This window comes from Amycolatopsis sp. NBC_00348 (assembly GCF_036114655.1).
Lineage (GTDB): Bacteria > Actinomycetota > Actinomycetes > Mycobacteriales > Pseudonocardiaceae > Amycolatopsis.
Window position 1 is genome coordinate 7,140,064 of the sequence record NZ_CP107994.1, and the last position, 16,809, is coordinate 7,156,872.

The following is a 16,809-nucleotide window of genomic DNA, read 5'->3' on the forward strand; positions in this document are numbered from 1 at the left end:
GTGAGCTGGGTCTCTACTCTGGAGAGCGTGGCAGAGGCGCCCGAGCCCGAACTGCTGCGCGATCCGGAGTCGTACGCGCGGCTGCTCGAACACGTCCGGGCGGCGGTGCTGGCCGGGCTGCCGGGCCCGCGCTCGCCACGCTCGGTGGTCTCGGCGTCCTGGGACCGCTCGCTGGCCGCGCACGTCGACCCGGACGAGGGCGAGGCCCCGTTCGTCTACGACGTCGACGTGCTGACCGCGCTGCGGGAGGCCCACCCGCTGGCGCCCGTGCTGCCGGTGCTTCGGCAGATGCTGGTGAGCATCGCCGACGACGCCGAGCACGTGATGATCGTGACCGACGCCGAGGGCCTGATCCTGTGGCGCGAGGGCGCGGCGAACCAGCTGGTGCGCGCCGACCGCGTCGGCCTCTCCGAAGGCACCCGGTGGAGCGAGTCGGCGATCGGCACGAACGCCATGGGCACGACGCTGGCGACCGGGGAGCCGGTGCAGATCTACTCGGCCGAGCACCTGGTCCGGCGCTACCACACGTGGACGTGCGCGGCGGCGCCCGTGCGCGACCCGGAGACAGGGGTGCTGCTCGGGTCGATCGACGTCAGCGGCCCGCTGCGCACGGTGCACCCGGCGATGTTGTCGCTGGTCACGGCCACCGCGCAGCTCGCCGAAGGGCAGCTGCGCGCCCAGCTCGCGGTCCGCGACGAGCGGCTGCGGCGGGCCAACATGCCCCACCTGGAGGCCCTGCGCGGCCGCCCCGGCGCCCTGCTCTCGGCGGGCGGCCGGGTGCTCGCGGCCCAGGCGTGCCTGCTGCCGGCCACAGTGGACGTCCGCCGCGGCGGCGGCACGGTCGCCCTCCCCGACGGCCGGATCGCGACGATGGAGCCGCTGGCCGAGGGCTACCTGCTCCGGCTGCGCGCGACCGGCAGCAGCGGCGGCGGGCACCGCCCCCGGCTGCGTCTCGAGTACCTGGCCGAGGGCGCCGGAATGACCACAGTGGACGGTCGCGACGTGCCGTTCACCTTGCGCCACGCGGAGATCCTGACGTTGCTGACCTTGCACCCGAACGGCCTCTCGGCCGAGCGGCTGGCCCTGCAGCTCTACGGCGAGACGGGCAACCCGGTGACGGTCCGCGCCGAGATCCATCGCCTGCGCTCCCAGCTGGGCGCGACGGTGGTGCAGACCCGCCCGTACCGCCTGGCGGCCGAGGTGGACGCGGACTTCGTCCAGGCTCGCGCGGCCCTGCGGTCCAGCTCTCCGGCGGACGTCATGCGCGTGTTCCGCGGGCCACTGCTGCCGGAGTCGGAGGCCCCGGCGATCCGCGAAGAGCGCGAGACGCTCACCGCGCAGGTCCGCCAGGTGGCGTTGAACAGCACCGACCCGGCGGTGCTGTGGTCGTTCTGGGAGACCCCCTGTGGCGTCGACGACTTCGAGGTCCTGGACGCGCTGCTGAAGACGCTCCCGCCGGCGGACCCCCGCCGCGCGGCCGTCGCGGGCCACCGCGCCCGCTTGCGCTGACCCGTTCCCCAGGACGTTCGTCCTGACTCTCCGTCGTCGTGTCCGGTAAGTAGACAGCGTCTACAGAAGTTTGATAGACAGTGTCTACAAGATGAACTGCCGGTTACGGAGATCGGGATGAGCTACCACCGTTTCGTCGTCCTCGGCGACAGCTGCGCCGAAGGGCTCGACGACCCGTACCCCGGCCGGCACCAGTACCGGGGCTGGGCGGACTTCGTCGCCGCGCGGCTGGCTGCGGAAGATCCGCGCTTCCGGTACGCGAACCTCGCCGTCCGTGGGCGGCGGCTCGACCAGATCGTGCCCGAGCAGGTGCCCGCCGCGACGAAGCTCGAGCCCGACCTGATCGCGCTCTTCGGCGGCGGCAACGACGTCATGAGCCGGGGCTGGGACGCGCGGACCGTCGCCCGCCGCGTCGACGCCGCGATCCGGGCCTGCACGGAGATCGCGCCCACCGTCGTCACCTTCACCCTCAGCGACGTCTCCAGCCGGATGCCGCTGGGCGCGCGGATGCGGCCGCGGATCGTCGCGCTCAACGACGCCATCCGCGAAGCCGCCGTCAGCTACGGCGCGCGGCTCGTCGACCTGTGGCCCGACCAGGCCGCCGCCGACTCGCGCTACTTCGGCGCCGACCGGCTGCACCTGTCCACGCACGGCCACCACCGGCTCGCCGCCTACGTCCTCGACCGGCTCGGCCTCGACCACGACCCCGCGTGGCTCGCTCCGCTGCCCGGCACCGCGGCCGCCGGCAGCTGGCGCGCCGACCTGCGGTGGCTGGCCCGCGAGGTGCTCCCGGTCGCCGTCACGCGCACGCGCAACCGGCTGATCGGCCGCCAGCCCGGCGACGGCTTCTTCGCCAAGCGCCCCGACCTGCTGCCGATCACCCTGGACGAGGCGTGGGCACCCGGCAACGCCTGATCGACACGGCGTCCGAGCTGCTGGCCGGCGAAGGCGTCGACGCCGTCACGCTGCGCGGGATCGCGAAGGCGGCGGGCGTGTCGCACGGCGCTCCGCTGCGGCACTTCTCCGGCCGCGCCGAGCTGCTGTCGGCCGTCGCGACGCGTGGTTACGCCGAGCTGCTCGCCCGCCGCGAGACGCTGCCGGAGACGTCGCCGCGAGCCCGGCTGACCGCCGCCTGCCACAGCTACGTCGACTTCGCGCTCACCAACCCGGCGATGTTCGAGCTGATGTTCCGCCGCGACCTGATCGACCCGGCCGACCCGGCGCTCTCGGCGGCGGCGAGCGCCGTCTTCGACACCTTCGCCGTGCTGGTGGCCGCCGTGCCGACGCCGATCGCGCGGTCCGGGGCCGACCTGCGGCTGGTCGCCGCGTCGCTGTGGGCCGCGTTGCACGGCCTCGCGCAGCTGTGGCTCTGGGGCGGGCTGGCCGGGGCGAGCTTCGCGCCGTCGCCGGAGTCGGCGCTGGCCGTCACGCTGGACGCGTACCTCGATTGACGCCCGGCGAGGTTGACGCCCGGCGAAGAGGGGCTCCGGAGACCTCCCCCGGCCCCGGTGGGGCACCCTCTCCGCCGAGTCAAGGGCCGACCGTAGTGGCGAACGACCACGCAGCGGAAGCAACTGACGACGTAGCCGAGGTAAACCTTCGCGGTACACAGGTAGCTTTCTGCCGGTGACGACACTGCGGGGACTTCGCGCGCGGCCACGGCTGACCGACGCCGTGCTCGCGGTGCTCGTCGCGGGTTACCAGGTGGCCGGCGCCACCGAGCTGGGTGGCGCGTTCGGCACGCACGCGCGTCCGCTCGGGCTCGTCCTGGCCGCGCTCAGCGCCCTGCCGCTCGCGGCGCGCCGCCGGTTCCCGATCACGACGGTGGTCACCTGCGTCGCCCTGATGGGCGTGTTCTACGCGCTCGGCTTCCGGTCGCAGCTCGGCCAGCTCAGCGTCATGATCGCCGCCTACACGGTCTGGGCGCACTGCCGCTTCCGCGACGCGCTCGCCGTCACCGTGCTCGGCCTGATCGCCTACGAGACGTCGATGCTGTTCGGCAGCCCGGTCTCCCCGGTCGGCGACACGCTGCTGTCGCTGCTGCTCGCGGTCGGCGTCGCGGCGATCGGGCGCACCGCCTACGTCCGCAGCCACCGGATCCGCGACGCCGAGCACGACACGGAGCTGGCCGTCGCGGAGGAACGCGTCCGGATCGCGCACGAGCTGCACGACGTCGTCTCGCACCACCTTTCGGTGATCTCGGTGCAGGCCAACCTCGCGAAGTACGTCTTCGAGTCGGCGCCGGACACCGCGCGCGGCGCGTTGGACACGATCACCGGCACGACGACCGAAGCGCTCGACGAGCTGCGACGCCTCCTCAGCGTGCTTCGCCCGCCGCAGTACCCGCTCGAGGGGTACCGGCCGCAGCCCGGGCTCGGCGACCTCGGGACGCTCGCCGCCCGGGTCCGCGAGGCCGGGATCGCGGTCGAGCTGCGCGTCACCGGCGCGGCCCGGCCGCTGCCGCCCGGCCAGCAGCTGTGCGCGTTCCGCGTCGCACAGGAGGCGCTGACGAACGTCCTCAAGCACGGCGGCGCCACGGCCGAGCTGACCCTCGACTACCGCGCCGAGCACCTGGTCCTCGGCGTCACGGACCCCGGCGGCGCGCCGGCCGCCCCGCCGAACCCGGGCGGGCATGGGCTGATCGGCATGCGCGAGCGCGCCCGGATGTACGGTGGCGTGATCGAGATCGGCCCCCGCGACCCGGCCGGGTTCGCCGTGGTGCTGACGCTGCCGTACCCGCGGCCGGTCCCCCAACCGCAGGAGCCCGAGTGACGAGTGTGCTGGTGGTCGACGACCAGGACCTCGTCCGCGCCGGGTTCGTCGCGCTGCTGGGCGCCGTCCCGGACATCGACGTCGCGGGCGAAGCGCGTGACGGGCTGGAGGCGGTCGAGAAGGCGGCGGCGCTGCGGCCGGACGTCATCCTGATGGACATCCGGCTGCCGGGCCTGGACGGCGTCAAGGCGACCGAGCGGATCCTCGCCGCGGCCGGGTCACCGCGGCCGAGCGTGCTCATGCTGACCGTCTTCGACCTCGACGAGTACGTCTACACGGCGCTGCGCGCGGGCGCGGCGGGCTTCCTGCTCAAGGACAGCCCGACGGAGACGCTGGTAGCCGGCATCCACGCGGTCGCCCGCGGCGACATGCTGTTCGGCCCGACGATCACCCGCAGGCTCGTCGAGGCGTTCACCCGCACCCCACCGGAACCACCTGCGGCGTCACCGGCACTGGCCGCCTTGACCGACCGCGAGCTGGAGGTGCTGCGGTTCGTCGGAACGGGCGTCCCGAACGGCTGGATCGCGGCCGAGCTGCGGGTCAGCGAAGCCACGGTCAAGACCCACCTCAACCGCCTGATGACCAAGCTCGGCATCTCCAGCCGCGCACAGGCGGTGGTGGTGGCCTACGAAACCGGCCTGGTCCAGCCGGGCGGCTGAGATCCCGCCGCACGGCGAGCGCCGACCGATCACCACGGTGCTCGTCACGACGCCGGTGTCCGCGACACGCTCACCCGGTGCGAGCGTCCGAACACCTGATCGAATAAGCTCCGCCCATGTCCGAGTCAGACCCGCAGCTCGAGCGCATCCGCAAGCTCCTCGCCAAGGCCGAGGACCCGGCGGTCACCGAAGCGGAAGCCGAGGCGTACAACAAGAAGGCCGCCGAGCTCGTCGCCCGGTACGGCATCGACCAGGCGATGCTCGCCGAGGCCGGCGCGAGCGTCGACGACATCGGCACGCTCACCATCCCGATGAACGACCCGTACAGCCGGGACAAGGCGAGCCTGCTCACCTCGGTCGCCTACCCGCTGCGCTGCCGGACCCTGCTGCACCGCGTCGGCCAGAAGGTCGAGAGCGTCACGGTGTTCGGCTACCAGTCCGACCTCGGCCGTGTGGAGCTGCTGTTCACCAGCCTCCTGCTGCAGGCGAGCACCCAGCTGAACCGCGTCCGGCCGGGCGGGTTCTTCCCCGGCGAGTCGCTGGCCGCGTACCGGCGCACGTGGCTGCACGGTTTCGCCCGCGCGGTCCACGAGCGGCTTTCGCTGGCCGAGCAGGAGGCCGTCCGCACGGCCGCGCCCGGCGCGCGCTCGGCCGAGCTGGTCGTCCGCGACCGCTCGGCGATGGTCCAGCACCGGTTCGACGAGGAGTACGGCGACCTGCGCTCGGCCGCACCCCGGCGACTGTCCGGCAGCGGCTACCTCGACGGCCACGACGCCGGTACCAAGGCGAACCTCGACCCGTCGGCGCTCACCCGGCGTCGCAAGGCCCTGCCCGTCCGCTGACTGTCGCCCGGTTGCCGCTATCCCGGCGTTGATCGTTTCCGCTTGACTGGGCGGATGCGCGTGGTGGATCTTGCCGACCGTCCCGACCTGCTCGAACCCGCCTTGAACCTCGGTGACGTCGGCGGCCAGTTCATCTACCAGGGCGCGAGCGGCCGGATGATCACCGGCGAGCGGTTCCTGCGGCACTGGGCGCGCTACTTCCTGATCGCGCTGGACGACGACGGCGTCCCGATCGCGCGCGCCCTCTCGGTCCCGCTGGCGTTCCCGGCGGAAGACCGCACGGAGCTGCCGGACCACGGCTGGGACCAGGCCATCGAGTGGGCGGCGCAGGACGTCATGGACGGTCGCGCGCCGAACGCGTTGTGCGCGCTGGAAGTCGTGATCGCGCCGCACCTGCGTGGCTCCGGCCTGTCGGCGCCGATGCTGAAGGCGTTGAAGGCGCGGGCCGCGGAAACGGGACTGCGCAAGCTGATCGTGTCGGTCCGCCCGATCGGCAAGGAGCAGGAGCCGGCCGTCCCGATGCCGGAGTACGCGGCCCGCCGCCGGGAAGACGGCCTGCTGGCCGACCGCTGGCTGCGCACGCACGAGCGGCTGGGCGCCCGGGTCGTCAAGGTCTGCCCGTTCGCGGTGACGCTGGCGGGTTCGCTGGCCGACTGGCGCGAGTGGACCGGCGTCAAGCTGGCGGAGGGCGAGAACTTCATCCCCGGCGGCATCGCCCCGGTGTACGCGTCGACGGCCCACGACACGGCGACCTACGTGGAGCCGAACGTCTGGATGGACCACCCGATGTAAGCCTCGGGGATCACCCTGATGGACCCTCGCGCCGCCACCTGCTAGCTTTTGTTTGCATGTGGAGGACGCCGTGACCGAGCCCACCGGGGACGAGCTCGTCCGGCTGCTGGGGACCCTGGCGAACCCGCACCGGCTGCGGATCGTCGCGGCCCTGCTGGCCGAACGCGCGTACGTCAGCGAACTGGCACGCGCACTGCGGATCAGCCGCGCGCTCCTGCAGGTGCACCTGCGCAAACTCGAAGCCGCGGGTCTGGTCACGGCCAGCTTCGAGGTCGGCGAAGACGGCAAGACGCTGCGGTTCTACGAGCTCACGCCGTTCTCCGTCGTGCTGACGCCCGAAGCGATCGCGGCCGCCGTGCCGACGCTGAGCACACCGGAGTCCGTCCACGCGGACGGCGAGGAGGGACGGACATGAACTGGCACCAGTGGCAGGAGATCATCGGCGTGACCGGGGTCTTCGTCCTGATCACCGTCGTGCTCACGGTCGCGATCGTGCAGCTGGCCTCGACCTGGCGCGCCAAGGCCGCGCTGGCCCGCGAGCACGAATACCGCGCGCTGGCGGAGAAAGCCGTCCGGACGCAGGAAGAAACCGAACGGCAGCTGCGGGACGTCCAGGACCGCCTGCGGTCCATCGAACACGTGCTCAAGGAGGTCGACTGACCTGAGGCCCTGGACCGCCGAGCGGCAACTCGGCGGCCCAGGAGGAAGAAGCACCCACTCGCCCGAGGGCGAGCTCTCATCGGATCACTCCTTCACGGAAGGACTTTAGTTCATGCTGCCTGCACGCAGGCCCGTGGTCGAACGCGTCGCGAACTGGTCGGTGCACCACCGCGCCGCCGCGATCTCCGGCTGGCTGGCGCTCGTCGCGCTCGCCTGGGTCATCGGCACGTTCGCCCCCGGCACCGACGCGCGCTCGAGCCCCGCCGGCGACGCCGGCACCGGCCAAGCGGTCCTCGACCGCCAAGACGTCCGCGAACCGTTCTGGGAGAACGTCCTGGTACCCAAGGATTCGCCGGCCCTGGCCGACCTGGTGACGACGTTGACGACGTCCGGCGCGGTCGCGGACATCCGCTCCCCGCTCGACGACCCGGCCCAGGTCTCCACCGACGGCCGGGCCGGCCTCGTCACCTTCCGGATCCTCGGCACCGGCCCGGAAATCAAGCCGCACCTCGCGACGGCGACCGCCGTCGTCGCCACCGTCGCCGCCCGGCACCCGGACGTCCGGCTCGCGCAAGCGGGCGACCTCAGCGTGTCCGGCGCGGTCGACCAGAGCATCAAGGAGGACATCAAACGGTCCGAGACGCGCTCGCTGCCGCTCACCCTGCTGATCCTGCTGGCCGTGTTCGGCTCGCTGGTCGCGGCCGCCGTCCCGGTGCTGCTCGCGGGCACCACGGTGCTCGCGACCTTCGGCCTGCTGTCCGCAGTGGACAACTGGATCCCGGTCAACAGCGCCACTTCCTCGATGACGTTGCTGATCGGCATGGCCGTCGGCGTCGACTACTCGCTGTTCTTCCTGCGCCGGGTAAGGGAAGAACGCGCCCAGGGCGTCGACGAGTCCCTGCGGATCGCCGCGCGGACGTCCGGGCACGTCATCGTCGTGTCGGGGCTGACCGTGGCCCTGTGCGTCACCGGCCTGCTCTTCACCGGGCTCGACAACCTCCGCGGCCTGACCGTGAGCACGATCCTCGTCGTCGGCCTCGCCGTGCTCGCGTCGGTGACCGTGCTCCCCGCGACGCTCTCGCTGCTCGGTACCCGCGTCGACCGCCTCCGGATCCCCTGGCTGGGCAAGCGCGGCACCCGCTCGCGGTTCTGGGCCGGCGTCGCCTCGACGGTGACGCGGCGGCCGGCGCTGTGGACCGGGCTCGCCGCCGGGCTCCTGGTCCTGCTCGCCCTGCCCGCCGCCGGAATCCGGCTGCAGGACCCGGCCCCGACCGAAAGCCTGCCGCGCAGCGTCCCGGTGATCGACGCGGCCGCGCGCGTCCAGGAAGCGTTTCCCGGCGTGACGATGCCGGCGCACGTCGTCCTCTGGAGCGACCGCGGCCCGGTCGACACCCCGGCGGTCCGCCGGGCGATCGACGAACTCACCGCGCAGACGCCGAAGCCGGCGGTCGTGGTGCCGGTGGGCGACGCCCTCGTGGTGCGGATCCCGCTCGGCGGCACCGGAAACGACGAAGTGGCCGACCGCTCACTCACGACGTTGCGGGAAACCCTGCTGCCGCGGACGATCGGCCGGCTCGACGGTGTCCACTTCGCGGTCGCGGGCCGGACGGCGGAGGCCCACGACTTCACCGCGCAAGTGCTGCAGCGGGCGCCGTACGTCTTCGGGTTCATCCTGCTGCTCGCGTTCGTGCTGCTGCTCCTGGTGTTCCGGTCGGTGGTGGTACCGGCGGTGTCGATCCTGCTCAACCTGCTGTCGGTCGGCGCGGCCTACGGCGTGCTGACGCTGGTGTTCCAGGACGGCTTTCTCGCGCCACTACTGGGTTTCACACCCTACGGCGGCGTGCTCGGCTGGCTGCCGATGTTCCTGTTCGTGCTGTTGTTCGGGCTGAGCACGGACTACCACATCTTCATCCTCAGCCGCATCCGCGAACGCCGGCAGGCGGGCCACCCGGCTCGCGACGCGATCGTCGAAGGCACGGCGAGCAGCTCCGGCGTGGTGACGAGCGCGGCGTTGATCATGACGGGCGTGTTCAGCATCTTCCTGAGCCTCGCGGCGATCGAGTACAAGATGCTGGGGCTGGGCATGGCGTTCGCGATCCTCCTGGACGCGACGGTGGTCAGGGGCGTCCTGCTCCCGGCGGCCCTGTCCCTGGTCGGCGACCGCCTCTGGAAACCTGCGGGCCGGCCCTGACCGGCCTGGACCCCGTCCACCTCGCGCTGATCGGCTCAGCCTGGGCACCGAACACCGCCCCGGATCCTGGGCCTGGTACTGGTTTCGCGGGCATCCTGGTGATCTTCGCGCCGTGGCAGCAGGCGGGCCTCCTGAGCGAGGGAGCGTTGTCCTTGCTGGGCGCCGCGCTCAGCTACGCGATCGCGTTCGCTTACACGGCTCGGAAGCTCCCGCCGAACGGCGCACCGCTGGCGTTGTCGGTCGCCCAGCTGATGACCGCGACAGCCCTGACGGCGGTCGCCCTCCCGGTGGCCACGGCGGCCGCGACCGTCGGCTACCTGCTCCCGGCCGTCTCCATCGCCCTGGGCGCGCTCTTCCTGGACGAGCCGCTGACCCCGCGGACCATCGGCGGCATGGCGATCGTGCCGGCCGCCGTCGCCCTGACGCGGTGGAAGGCTCAGACGAGCAGCTCCACGACCGCGCCCGGTGCGCTGGCGGTGCCGAAGTAGTCACCGGTGGCCAGTTCCGCACCGGCGTCCCGCCACCAGTCCGCCTGGCCCGCGGTGTCGATCCCGTCGACGACCAGCGTCGCACCGACCTGCCGGACCAGCGGCACCAGCTCGCCGAGGAACGTCGATTCCGTCCACGCCTGCCATTCAGCGAGCCGGCGGGCGACCCGCACGACCCCGACCGGGAGGTCCTCGACCGCCCGCAGGTCGTCCGGTCCCATGCCGAACTCGTCGAGCAGCACCCGGACGCCGAGCCCGGCCAGCGCGGTCAGGTTCTCGACGACCCCGGACGTCGCCACCGCGCCCACCGGGACGCCGATCATCAGCTGCTCGGGCGGCAGGCCGGAGTCCGCCAGCAGGCCCGTGACGCGGGTGCCCAGCGCCTCGTCCGTCACCTGGTGCTCGGTCAGGCCGGCGACCACCGGCAGGCCGAAGTCCAGGCGCTGGTGCCACCACTCGCCCTGCCGGCTCGCCGTCCGCAACGCCCAGTCGCCCAGCGGCAGGACGAGCCCGGTCGCCTCGGCCAGCGCCGCGCAGCGTTCGTGCGCCAGCGGCGGCCGGCCGGGGCGGTCCCACTGCAGCCGGGCCTCGACGCCGGCCAGCCCGCCGTCCGCCAGCCGCACCATCGGCCGGTACCGCACCTCGATCTCGCCGTTCTCCCACGCCCCGGCCATGCCGACGGCGAGGCCCTGCGCCCGCCGATCCGCGGCGTCGGCCACCGGGTCGAACATCTTCCACTGACCGCGTCGCCGCGCCTTGGCGCGCCGCAGCGTCTGGTCCGCCGCGCGCAGCAGCTCGGCCGGGTCGATGCCCCGCACCGGCCGGTGCACCACCCCGGCGCTGGCGGACAGCGCCAGCCCGTGACCCTCGACGAAGAACGGCTCGGCGAGCTCGTCGTTGATGGCGCGCACGATGGTGTTGATGTCCGGCGTCATCGCGGTGTTCTCGATCAGGATGCCGAACTCGTCGCTGTGGAAGCGGGCGATCATCGCCCGCTCGCGGGCCACGACGGCCTTCAGCCGCTGCGCGAAGTGCACGAGCACCTGCTCGCCGACGCGCCGGCCGAGGCTGTTGCAGATCATGCCGAACGCGTCGAGGTCCACGTGGAGCAGCGTGACGCCGTGGACCGGGTCCGCGCGCCGCAGCGCGGTCTCGAGGTGGGTGCCGAAGTACTGGCGGTTCGGCAGGCCGGTCAGCACGTCGTGCAGGGCCTGCCGGCTCAGCTCGCTCTGCAGCAGCATCAGCTCGGTGCCGTCCTCGGCGACCACGACGAAGTACGCGGGCCGGTCACCGGCGTCCCGCAGCAGCGAGGCGGTGAGCGAGATGCGCGCGACGTCGCCGTCCTTGCGCAACAGCCGCTGGGACTGCCGGACCCGGTCCCGGCTGCCGTCCTCGGCCAGCGTCCGCAGGGCCTCCCGGAGGGCCTTGACGGAGTCCGGGTGCACGAGGTCGTAGAGCCCGGTCCCGGTCAGCGCGCCGGCGGGGCGCCCGAGCATCTCGGCCAGGGCGGTGTTGGCCCGCACGATGCGGCCGTCGAGCCCGACGACCGCGATGCCGCTCGCCGAAGTCGTGACGACCTCGTCGAAGCGCGCCTCGCTCTCCTTGAGGTTCCACTGCGCGTCCCGCACCGCCTTGAGCAGCGACAGGTGCATGATCTCCTGCTGGTCGAGGACGCTGCGTTCGTGCGCGATCAGGAACCCGCACGAGAGCGCGCCCAGCCCGAGCACGATCCGCTCGGCGAACCGGTCCGGCGGCCGGAGCTCCGCCAGCGACGGCAGGCCCTTCCCGAGGACTTCGAGGGTGCACCGCAGCCCCGGCTCACCGACGTAACCGAGCGACACCAGCCGGGCGCCGATCCGTTCCGCGGGCGCGGTGTCCGCCGAGCCGTCCAGCAGGTTCGCGCAGAACGCGTCGAGCAGGCCGCGCAGTTCCGCCTCGAGCCCCTCCCGGCTCAGCGACACAACGGTGACGCCGCTGAGCAGGTACGCCCACTTGCGCGCGAGCAGATTCCGCTCCCGCTCCGGATCGGACGTGTCCGCGCGCGCGTGATCGGGTTTCGCCATTGGTTCAGCCTTGCTGTGTTTTCGCGTGCGCGGACCGGTCACCTGTGGCGTTCTTGCGGCCGATTCCGGCGTAAACCAGCATATTCATCTCGGACGTGCCGGAGATGTCCGCCGGACCGGCCGGACGCCATTCGCCACACCCCACAAGACCGGGTTCGACGATTTCGAATCCGGCGAACAACTTCGTCACTTCTTCGTGCGTTCGCAATGTCACCTGGTCCGGGCTCCGGCTTTCCTTGATCGCGTCGGTCGCTTCCGTGAGGTTCTCGCCCTGGTGGTCGCCGGTGACGTGGGTGATGGCGAGAAAACTGCCGTCCGCCAGCGCCGCGCCGTAGCGGCCGACGAGCTCGAGCGGCCCGGACTCGTCCGGGATCCAGTGCAGCATCAGCAACATCAGCAGCCCGACCGGCTCGTCGAGGTCGAGCAGGCCACGGACCTGCGGTGACTCGAGGATCTTCTCCGGGTCCCGCATGTCTGCGTGCACGATAGCGGCGTGATCGTTGCCCGCCAACATCAATTCGCTGTGCGCGACCGCCACCGGGTCGCGGTCGACGTACACCACCCGGCACTCCGGGTCGCGGGCCTGCGCCACCTCGTGCACGTTCGCCACCGTCGGGATTCCCGAGCCCACGTCGAGGAACTGCCTGATCCCGCGGTCGGCCATGTACCGCACCGCGCGGCCGAGGAAGGCGCGGTTCACGCGCGCGGCTTCGCGCAGGCCGGGCATCGCGTGCTCGATCTGCGCGCCCACCGCGCGATCGACGGCGAAGTTGTGCCCTCCCCCCAGCATGAAGTCGTAGGTGCGGGCCATGCTCGGCACGGAGATATCGACACCCGGTGGCACCCATTCCGGTGATCGTGTCACAGAGAACACCTTCTAGTCACATCGGGAATGGCTCCGAGTTTAGCCATCTCGCGCGATCTCTTCGCTGCGCCATATGCGTGACCACAGACCACCCGTTCGGGCACTGTCACGCTCGGCCGGACGCGCCTACCGTAGGCCGTCTCGTTGGCGGAATCCACACAATGGCGTAACGAGGAGTCCTCATGACCGTCCCGGTCGCGCCGGGCCGGTGGCCTTTTCTCGGGCACACCCCGGCGCTCTTGCGGCGACGCTTCGTATTCACCGACGCATTGCGAGAACACGGCGAGATCGTCAAGGTTTATCTCGGCCCGTCGCCCACGTACTTCGTCACCAGCCCGCGGCTGAGCCACGAGGTGCTGGTCACGGCCGGGCCGAAGTTCCGCAAGGGCGCCATGTTCGACAAGTTCCGGCCGTTCGTCGGCAACGGCTTGGTGCTTTCGAACGGTGACTTCCACCTGCGGCAGCGCCGGCTGATGCAGCCGGCGTTCCACCGCGACCGCTTGGCCGCGTACGTCGAGACCATGCGCCACGCGGCGGCCGAGCTGAGCGACTCGTGGCGGCCGGGCGAAGTGCGGAAGATCGACGAAGACCTGCAGGGGCTGGCGGTGACGATCGTCGGCGAGGCCCTGTTCTCCACCGAGCTCGGAAAAGAGGCGATCGCCGAAGCACGCCGTTCCATCTACGTGATCATCCAGCAGGGCATGATTCGCGCACTGTCGCCGAAGTTCGTGGAAAAGCTGCCGATCCCCGGCAACCGCCGGTTCGACGAAGCCATCACGCGGATGCAGGCGATCGTGCTGGAGGTGATCCGCGAGTGGCGGGCCGACGGCGTCGACCGCGGCGACCTGTTGTCGATGCTGCTGCTGGCCGGCATGACCGACGAGCAGGCACGCGACGAGGTCCTCACCCTGCTCACCGCCGGCATCGAGACGACCGCGCTCGCGCTGTCCTGGATGTTCCACGAGCTGGGCCGCAACCCGGACGTCGAAGCGCGGGTGCACGCCGAAGTCGACGAGGTGCTGGCCGGCCGCCCGGTCACCGGCGACGACCTGCACCGGCTGGTCTACGTCCGGCAGGTCGTCGACGAGGTGCTGCGCCAGTACCCGCTCTGGATGCTGATGCGCCGCACCCTCACGGAAGTCCGGCTCGGCGACGAGCGGCTGCCGGAGGGCGCCGAGGTGATCGTCAGCCCGCACGCGCTGCACCACGATCCCGCCAGCTTCGAGGCCCCGGAGACGTTCGATCCCGGCCGCTGGTCGCCGGAGCGGGCGAAGCAGCTGCCGAAGGGCGCGTTCATCCCGTTCGGTGCGGGCACCCGGCAGTGCGTCGGGAACGTCTTCGCCCAGAACGAAATCGTCATCACGGTGGCCACGGTGGCCGCGCAGTGGCGGCTGGTCCCGGTCCCGGGCCGGCCGGTGCGCGTCAAGTTCACCTCGGCCGCCTACCCCGAAAGCCTGCCGATGACGGCAGTCCGTCGCTAGTTGGAGGTAGTTCTCCTTGCTTCGCCAAGCTTTCCGCCGCCTTTGTGCTGCCCTGTTGCTGACCGCGGCGGCGCTCGCCGTGCCAACCCCGGCCCAGGCGGACACGGTCACCTGCCAGGACCTGTACGTCCCGGTAGCACTCGGCCAGATGCACGGCCGCCTCTGCGCCCCGTCCCAGGCACAAACGGTGGTGGTCCTGATCCCCGGCGGCACGTACAACGCGTCCTATTGGGACATCGCCTACACCCCGGAGCTGCGTTCGTTCCGCCTGGCGATGAACCAGGCAGGCGTCGCGACGCTCGCAGTAGACCGCATGGGTACGGGCTCAAGCTCCAAACCCCTGAGCGCCCTCCTGTCGGCAACGGTCCAAGCGAACGCGGTCCACCAGGTGATCCAGTCGATCCGAGCCCGGTTCACCAAAGTGATCGTCGGCGGCCACTCAATCGGCTCGGCCATGGCGATGATCGAGGCCGGCACTTTCCACGACGTAGACGGCGTGCTGGTGACGGACATGACGCACCGGATGAACTACGTCACGGTGATCCCGGTGCTGGCGAACATGATCCCCGCACCCCTGGACCCCCGCCTCTCCAGCCGCGGCCTGGACGTCGGCTACCTGACGACGTCGCCGGGAACCCGCTACACGGCCTTCCACACCCCAGGCCCCAACGACGCAGGAGCGATCGCCTACGACGAGTCCACAAAGGACGTATTCGCCGCGACGGAAGCCGTGGACACGATCGCGTTGACCACGGTGATCATCCCGGCCTCGCTGCAGATCACAGTCCCGGTCCTGTTGGTGGTAGGCAACGACCCCCACTTCTGCGGCCCCTTGGCGAGCGACTGCTCAACCCCGGAGGCGCTACGCGCGTCGGAAGCCCCGTTCTTCGCCCCGGCAGCCCGCCTCCAGACATACATCCTGAACGGCTACGGCCACGCGATCAACTACGCCCCGAACGCGGGAACGTACTTCGCCCAGGTGACGAACTGGCTGAAGACCGTTTCGTAGCAAGGTCGCGATGGGCATAGTCACGACCGCGGCCGTGGCCCGACGCTACGGCAAGATGGCCACACCGTTCTTCCAGCCCGGCGAGCTGCGCTTAGGTCCAGGGCGTCCTTCAGGATCCAGCGGAGCATTGGTCCAGCCTGCAACACCACTACCGAGACCTGACCTGACAGCCACAGCCGAACGACCACGAGAACGCAACCACACACGGGGGTCCGGGGGCGCGCCCCCGGGCGGGGTCTGGGGGTTGCACCCCCAGAGGACACAACGAAGAGAGCCCCATTCGCGCTTTCCGCGAATAGGGCTCCCCGACGATCGGAGTGGAGCTGAGGGGAATCGAACCCCTGACCTTCTCGATGCGAACGAGACGCGCTACCAACTGCGCTACAGCCCCTTGATCGTGCTCGTAGAGCTTAGCAGTGCCCTACGAGCACGACACGCGGGGGGTCACTCTCCGACGGCCCGGCGGTAAGGCCCGGTCCCGGGCTCGTCGAGCTCCTCGAACGCCGGGTCTTCGTCGTCCAGGTCGACGACGACCGCGCTGCGGCGGATGCGGGATGTCGGCGACGGGCGGCGTTCCACGATCTCGCGGCGGGCCGGTTCGACGACCTCCACGGCGGCGACGTCGTCGGCCTCGTCCTCCAGCTCCACGTCGTCGTCAACGGAAGCCGAAACCGACGGCCGGGGTCCGGGCTCCGACGGGCGGCGCGGGGCGCGGGTGCCGTTGTACCGCGCAAGGCGGCGCTGGCGGATCTCCTCCTCGATGCGCACCTGGCGGCGCAGGTAGACGAGGTACCCGACCAGCACGACGTCGGCGACGGCGTGGCCCCACCAGACGAGCGGGAACAGGAAGCCCGCGACGCCGGCGGTGATCACCGCGACGACGAGCAGGATGACGACGACGCGCTGCCGGAAGCTGTACTTCGCGCGGGCGGCCATCTCCGCCGCCTCGGGGTCGAAGCCGCCGCGGCCCGGCCGGTAGCCGGCCCGTTCGCGTTCGCGTTCGGCCCGCCGCTCGGCACGGCCCGGCTGTGGGAGCGGTTCGGGCTCTTCCTCGTCGAGGTCGTCGTCGAGTTCGAGCTCCGCCTCCAGCTCCGCGAGGTCGTCCTCGACCGAGGGCCGGGACTTCACCGGATTGGACTTGACGGGACTGTCGGACATGGCGAATTCCTCCCGGTCTTCGTTGCGTCCACCACCACTGCGCACGACCCTGGCCGCCAACGCGGAGTCAGCGGTCCTCGCGACCTGCTGCCGCCGGCGCGCGACCATGGGCACGAGTACGACGAGCCATGCCGCGGCGAGCGCGACGATGATCACGGAGCTGGGCATCCCCCGTCACCTCCCCCGAATCCTTCACCTGAAATCACGCTAGTCACAGGAGTAACAGATCGGGCGGAGGCTCGCCGGGTTCGATCACGGAAATGCCTCACCGGATTAGGTGAATCTCACAGCATGTGGTAACGCGCTCACAGCCCCGGATG

Annotated in this window: 16 protein-coding genes and 1 tRNA gene; 13 read left to right on the forward strand and 4 right to left on the reverse strand. The window is 71.4% G+C overall.

Annotation, left to right across the window (positions count from 1 at the left end):
- The first annotated feature begins 27 nt into the window (after positions 1–27).
- From OHS58_RS31165 to OHS58_RS31215, 11 genes are all read left to right on the forward strand, one after another.
- Positions 28–1,509, forward strand: coding sequence for a helix-turn-helix domain-containing protein (locus tag OHS58_RS31165; protein ID WP_328644883.1), 1,482 nt, complete (start codon positions 28–30; stop codon positions 1,507–1,509).
- Between the two features lie 117 nt (positions 1,510–1,626).
- Entirely contained in the window at positions 1,627–2,424 is a 798-nt protein-coding gene (locus OHS58_RS31170; RefSeq protein ID WP_328644884.1) for an SGNH/GDSL hydrolase family protein, read from the forward strand.
- Positions 2,403–2,960 carry a TetR/AcrR family transcriptional regulator gene (locus tag OHS58_RS31175; RefSeq protein WP_328644885.1) on the forward strand — a complete coding sequence of 186 codons (558 nt, stop codon included), beginning with the start codon at positions 2,403–2,405 and terminating at the stop codon, positions 2,958–2,960. Before OHS58_RS31170 ends, OHS58_RS31175 begins: the two co-directional genes overlap by 22 nt.
- Positions 2,961–3,135: 175 nt before the next feature.
- Positions 3,136–4,281, forward strand: a complete 1,146-nt coding sequence (locus OHS58_RS31180) for a sensor histidine kinase (protein WP_328644886.1) — start codon at positions 3,136–3,138, stop codon at positions 4,279–4,281.
- Positions 4,278–4,940, forward strand: coding sequence for a response regulator transcription factor (locus OHS58_RS31185; RefSeq protein WP_326957654.1), 663 nt, complete (start codon positions 4,278–4,280; stop codon positions 4,938–4,940). Before OHS58_RS31180 ends, OHS58_RS31185 begins: the two co-directional genes overlap by 4 nt.
- Positions 4,941–5,056: 116 nt before the next feature.
- Entirely contained in the window at positions 5,057–5,782 is a 726-nt protein-coding gene (locus tag OHS58_RS31190) for a DUF2786 domain-containing protein (RefSeq protein ID WP_326944502.1), read from the forward strand.
- Positions 5,783–5,836: 54 nt separating this feature from the next.
- The gene (locus tag OHS58_RS31195) at positions 5,837–6,574 is read left to right on the forward strand and encodes a Long-chain-fatty-acid--CoA ligase (RefSeq protein WP_326944503.1); all 738 of its coding nucleotides are present in this window, start codon (positions 5,837–5,839) and stop codon (positions 6,572–6,574) included.
- Between the two features lie 70 nt (positions 6,575–6,644).
- Positions 6,645–6,989 (forward strand): ArsR/SmtB family transcription factor, encoded by a 345-nt coding sequence (locus OHS58_RS31200; protein ID WP_326944504.1) that lies wholly within the window; start codon positions 6,645–6,647, stop codon positions 6,987–6,989.
- A complete protein-coding gene (locus tag OHS58_RS31205) occupies positions 6,986–7,234 on the forward strand; it encodes a hypothetical protein (protein WP_247058029.1) in 249 nt (82 codons plus the stop codon). Before OHS58_RS31200 ends, OHS58_RS31205 begins: the two co-directional genes overlap by 4 nt.
- 112 nt (positions 7,235–7,346) lie before the next feature.
- Positions 7,347–9,425 (forward strand): MMPL family transporter, encoded by a 2,079-nt coding sequence (locus OHS58_RS31210; RefSeq protein WP_328644887.1) that lies wholly within the window; start codon positions 7,347–7,349, stop codon positions 9,423–9,425.
- A 98-nt stretch (positions 9,426–9,523) separates the two neighbouring features.
- Positions 9,524–9,913 carry a hypothetical protein gene (locus OHS58_RS31215; protein WP_442875479.1) on the forward strand — a complete coding sequence of 130 codons (390 nt, stop codon included), beginning with the start codon at positions 9,524–9,526 and terminating at the stop codon, positions 9,911–9,913.
- On the opposite strand, the gene OHS58_RS31220 is transcribed toward OHS58_RS31215, so the two are convergent.
- Together OHS58_RS31220 and OHS58_RS31225 are read right to left on the reverse strand one after the other, a co-directional pair.
- Positions 9,862–11,976, reverse strand: a complete 2,115-nt coding sequence (locus tag OHS58_RS31220; RefSeq protein WP_328644888.1) for a putative bifunctional diguanylate cyclase/phosphodiesterase — start codon at positions 11,974–11,976, stop codon at positions 9,862–9,864. The two genes, OHS58_RS31215 and OHS58_RS31220, sit on opposite strands and share 52 nt — an antisense overlap.
- 4 nt (positions 11,977–11,980) lie before the next feature.
- A complete protein-coding gene (locus tag OHS58_RS31225) occupies positions 11,981–12,787 on the reverse strand; it encodes an SAM-dependent methyltransferase (RefSeq protein ID WP_328644889.1) in 807 nt (268 codons plus the stop codon).
- 236 nt (positions 12,788–13,023) lie between these two features.
- Between OHS58_RS31225 and OHS58_RS31230 the strand changes: the two genes are divergently transcribed.
- Positions 13,024–14,322: a cytochrome P450 gene (locus tag OHS58_RS31230; RefSeq protein ID WP_326944509.1), complete on the forward strand. Its 1,299-nt coding sequence runs from the start codon at positions 13,024–13,026 to the stop codon at positions 14,320–14,322.
- 55 nt (positions 14,323–14,377) lie between these two features.
- A complete protein-coding gene (locus OHS58_RS31235; RefSeq protein ID WP_328644890.1) occupies positions 14,378–15,331 on the forward strand; it encodes an alpha/beta hydrolase in 954 nt (317 codons plus the stop codon).
- A gap of 318 nt (positions 15,332–15,649) precedes the next feature.
- Here OHS58_RS31235 and OHS58_RS31240 read toward each other — a convergent pair.
- Positions 15,650–15,722: transfer RNA gene (locus OHS58_RS31240), tRNA-Ala, on the reverse strand.
- Positions 15,723–15,775: 53 nt separating this feature from the next.
- Complete coding sequence (sepX, locus tag OHS58_RS31245; RefSeq protein ID WP_328644891.1) at positions 15,776–16,657, reverse strand: divisome protein SepX/GlpR; 882 nt, start codon at positions 16,655–16,657, stop codon at positions 15,776–15,778.
- Between the last annotated feature and the right edge of the window lie 152 nt (positions 16,658–16,809).

What these genes read in the sequence shown, in the direction of transcription:
- OHS58_RS31170 (WP_328644884.1), top strand. Translation starts at nt 1,627, where the DNA reads ATGAGCTACCACCGTTTCGTCGTCCTCGGCGACAGCTGCGCCGAAGGG.
- OHS58_RS31190 (WP_326944502.1), top strand. Translation starts at nt 5,057, where the DNA reads ATGTCCGAGTCAGACCCGCAGCTCGAGCGCATCCGCAAGCTCCTCGCC.
- OHS58_RS31195 (WP_326944503.1), top strand. Translation starts at nt 5,837, where the DNA reads ATGCGCGTGGTGGATCTTGCCGACCGTCCCGACCTGCTCGAACCCGCC.
- OHS58_RS31205 (WP_247058029.1), top strand. Translation starts at nt 6,986, where the DNA reads ATGAACTGGCACCAGTGGCAGGAGATCATCGGCGTGACCGGGGTCTTC.
- OHS58_RS31210 (WP_328644887.1), top strand. Translation starts at nt 7,347, where the DNA reads ATGCTGCCTGCACGCAGGCCCGTGGTCGAACGCGTCGCGAACTGGTCG.
- OHS58_RS31220 (WP_328644888.1), bottom strand. Translation starts at nt 11,976, where the DNA reads ATGGCGAAACCCGATCACGCGCGCGCGGACACGTCCGATCCGGAGCGG.
- OHS58_RS31225 (WP_328644889.1), bottom strand. Translation starts at nt 12,787, where the DNA reads ATGGCCCGCACCTACGACTTCATGCTGGGGGGAGGGCACAACTTCGCC.
- OHS58_RS31230 (WP_326944509.1), top strand. Translation starts at nt 13,024, where the DNA reads ATGACCGTCCCGGTCGCGCCGGGCCGGTGGCCTTTTCTCGGGCACACC.
- sepX (WP_328644891.1), bottom strand. Translation starts at nt 16,657, where the DNA reads ATGCCCAGCTCCGTGATCATCGTCGCGCTCGCCGCGGCATGGCTCGTC.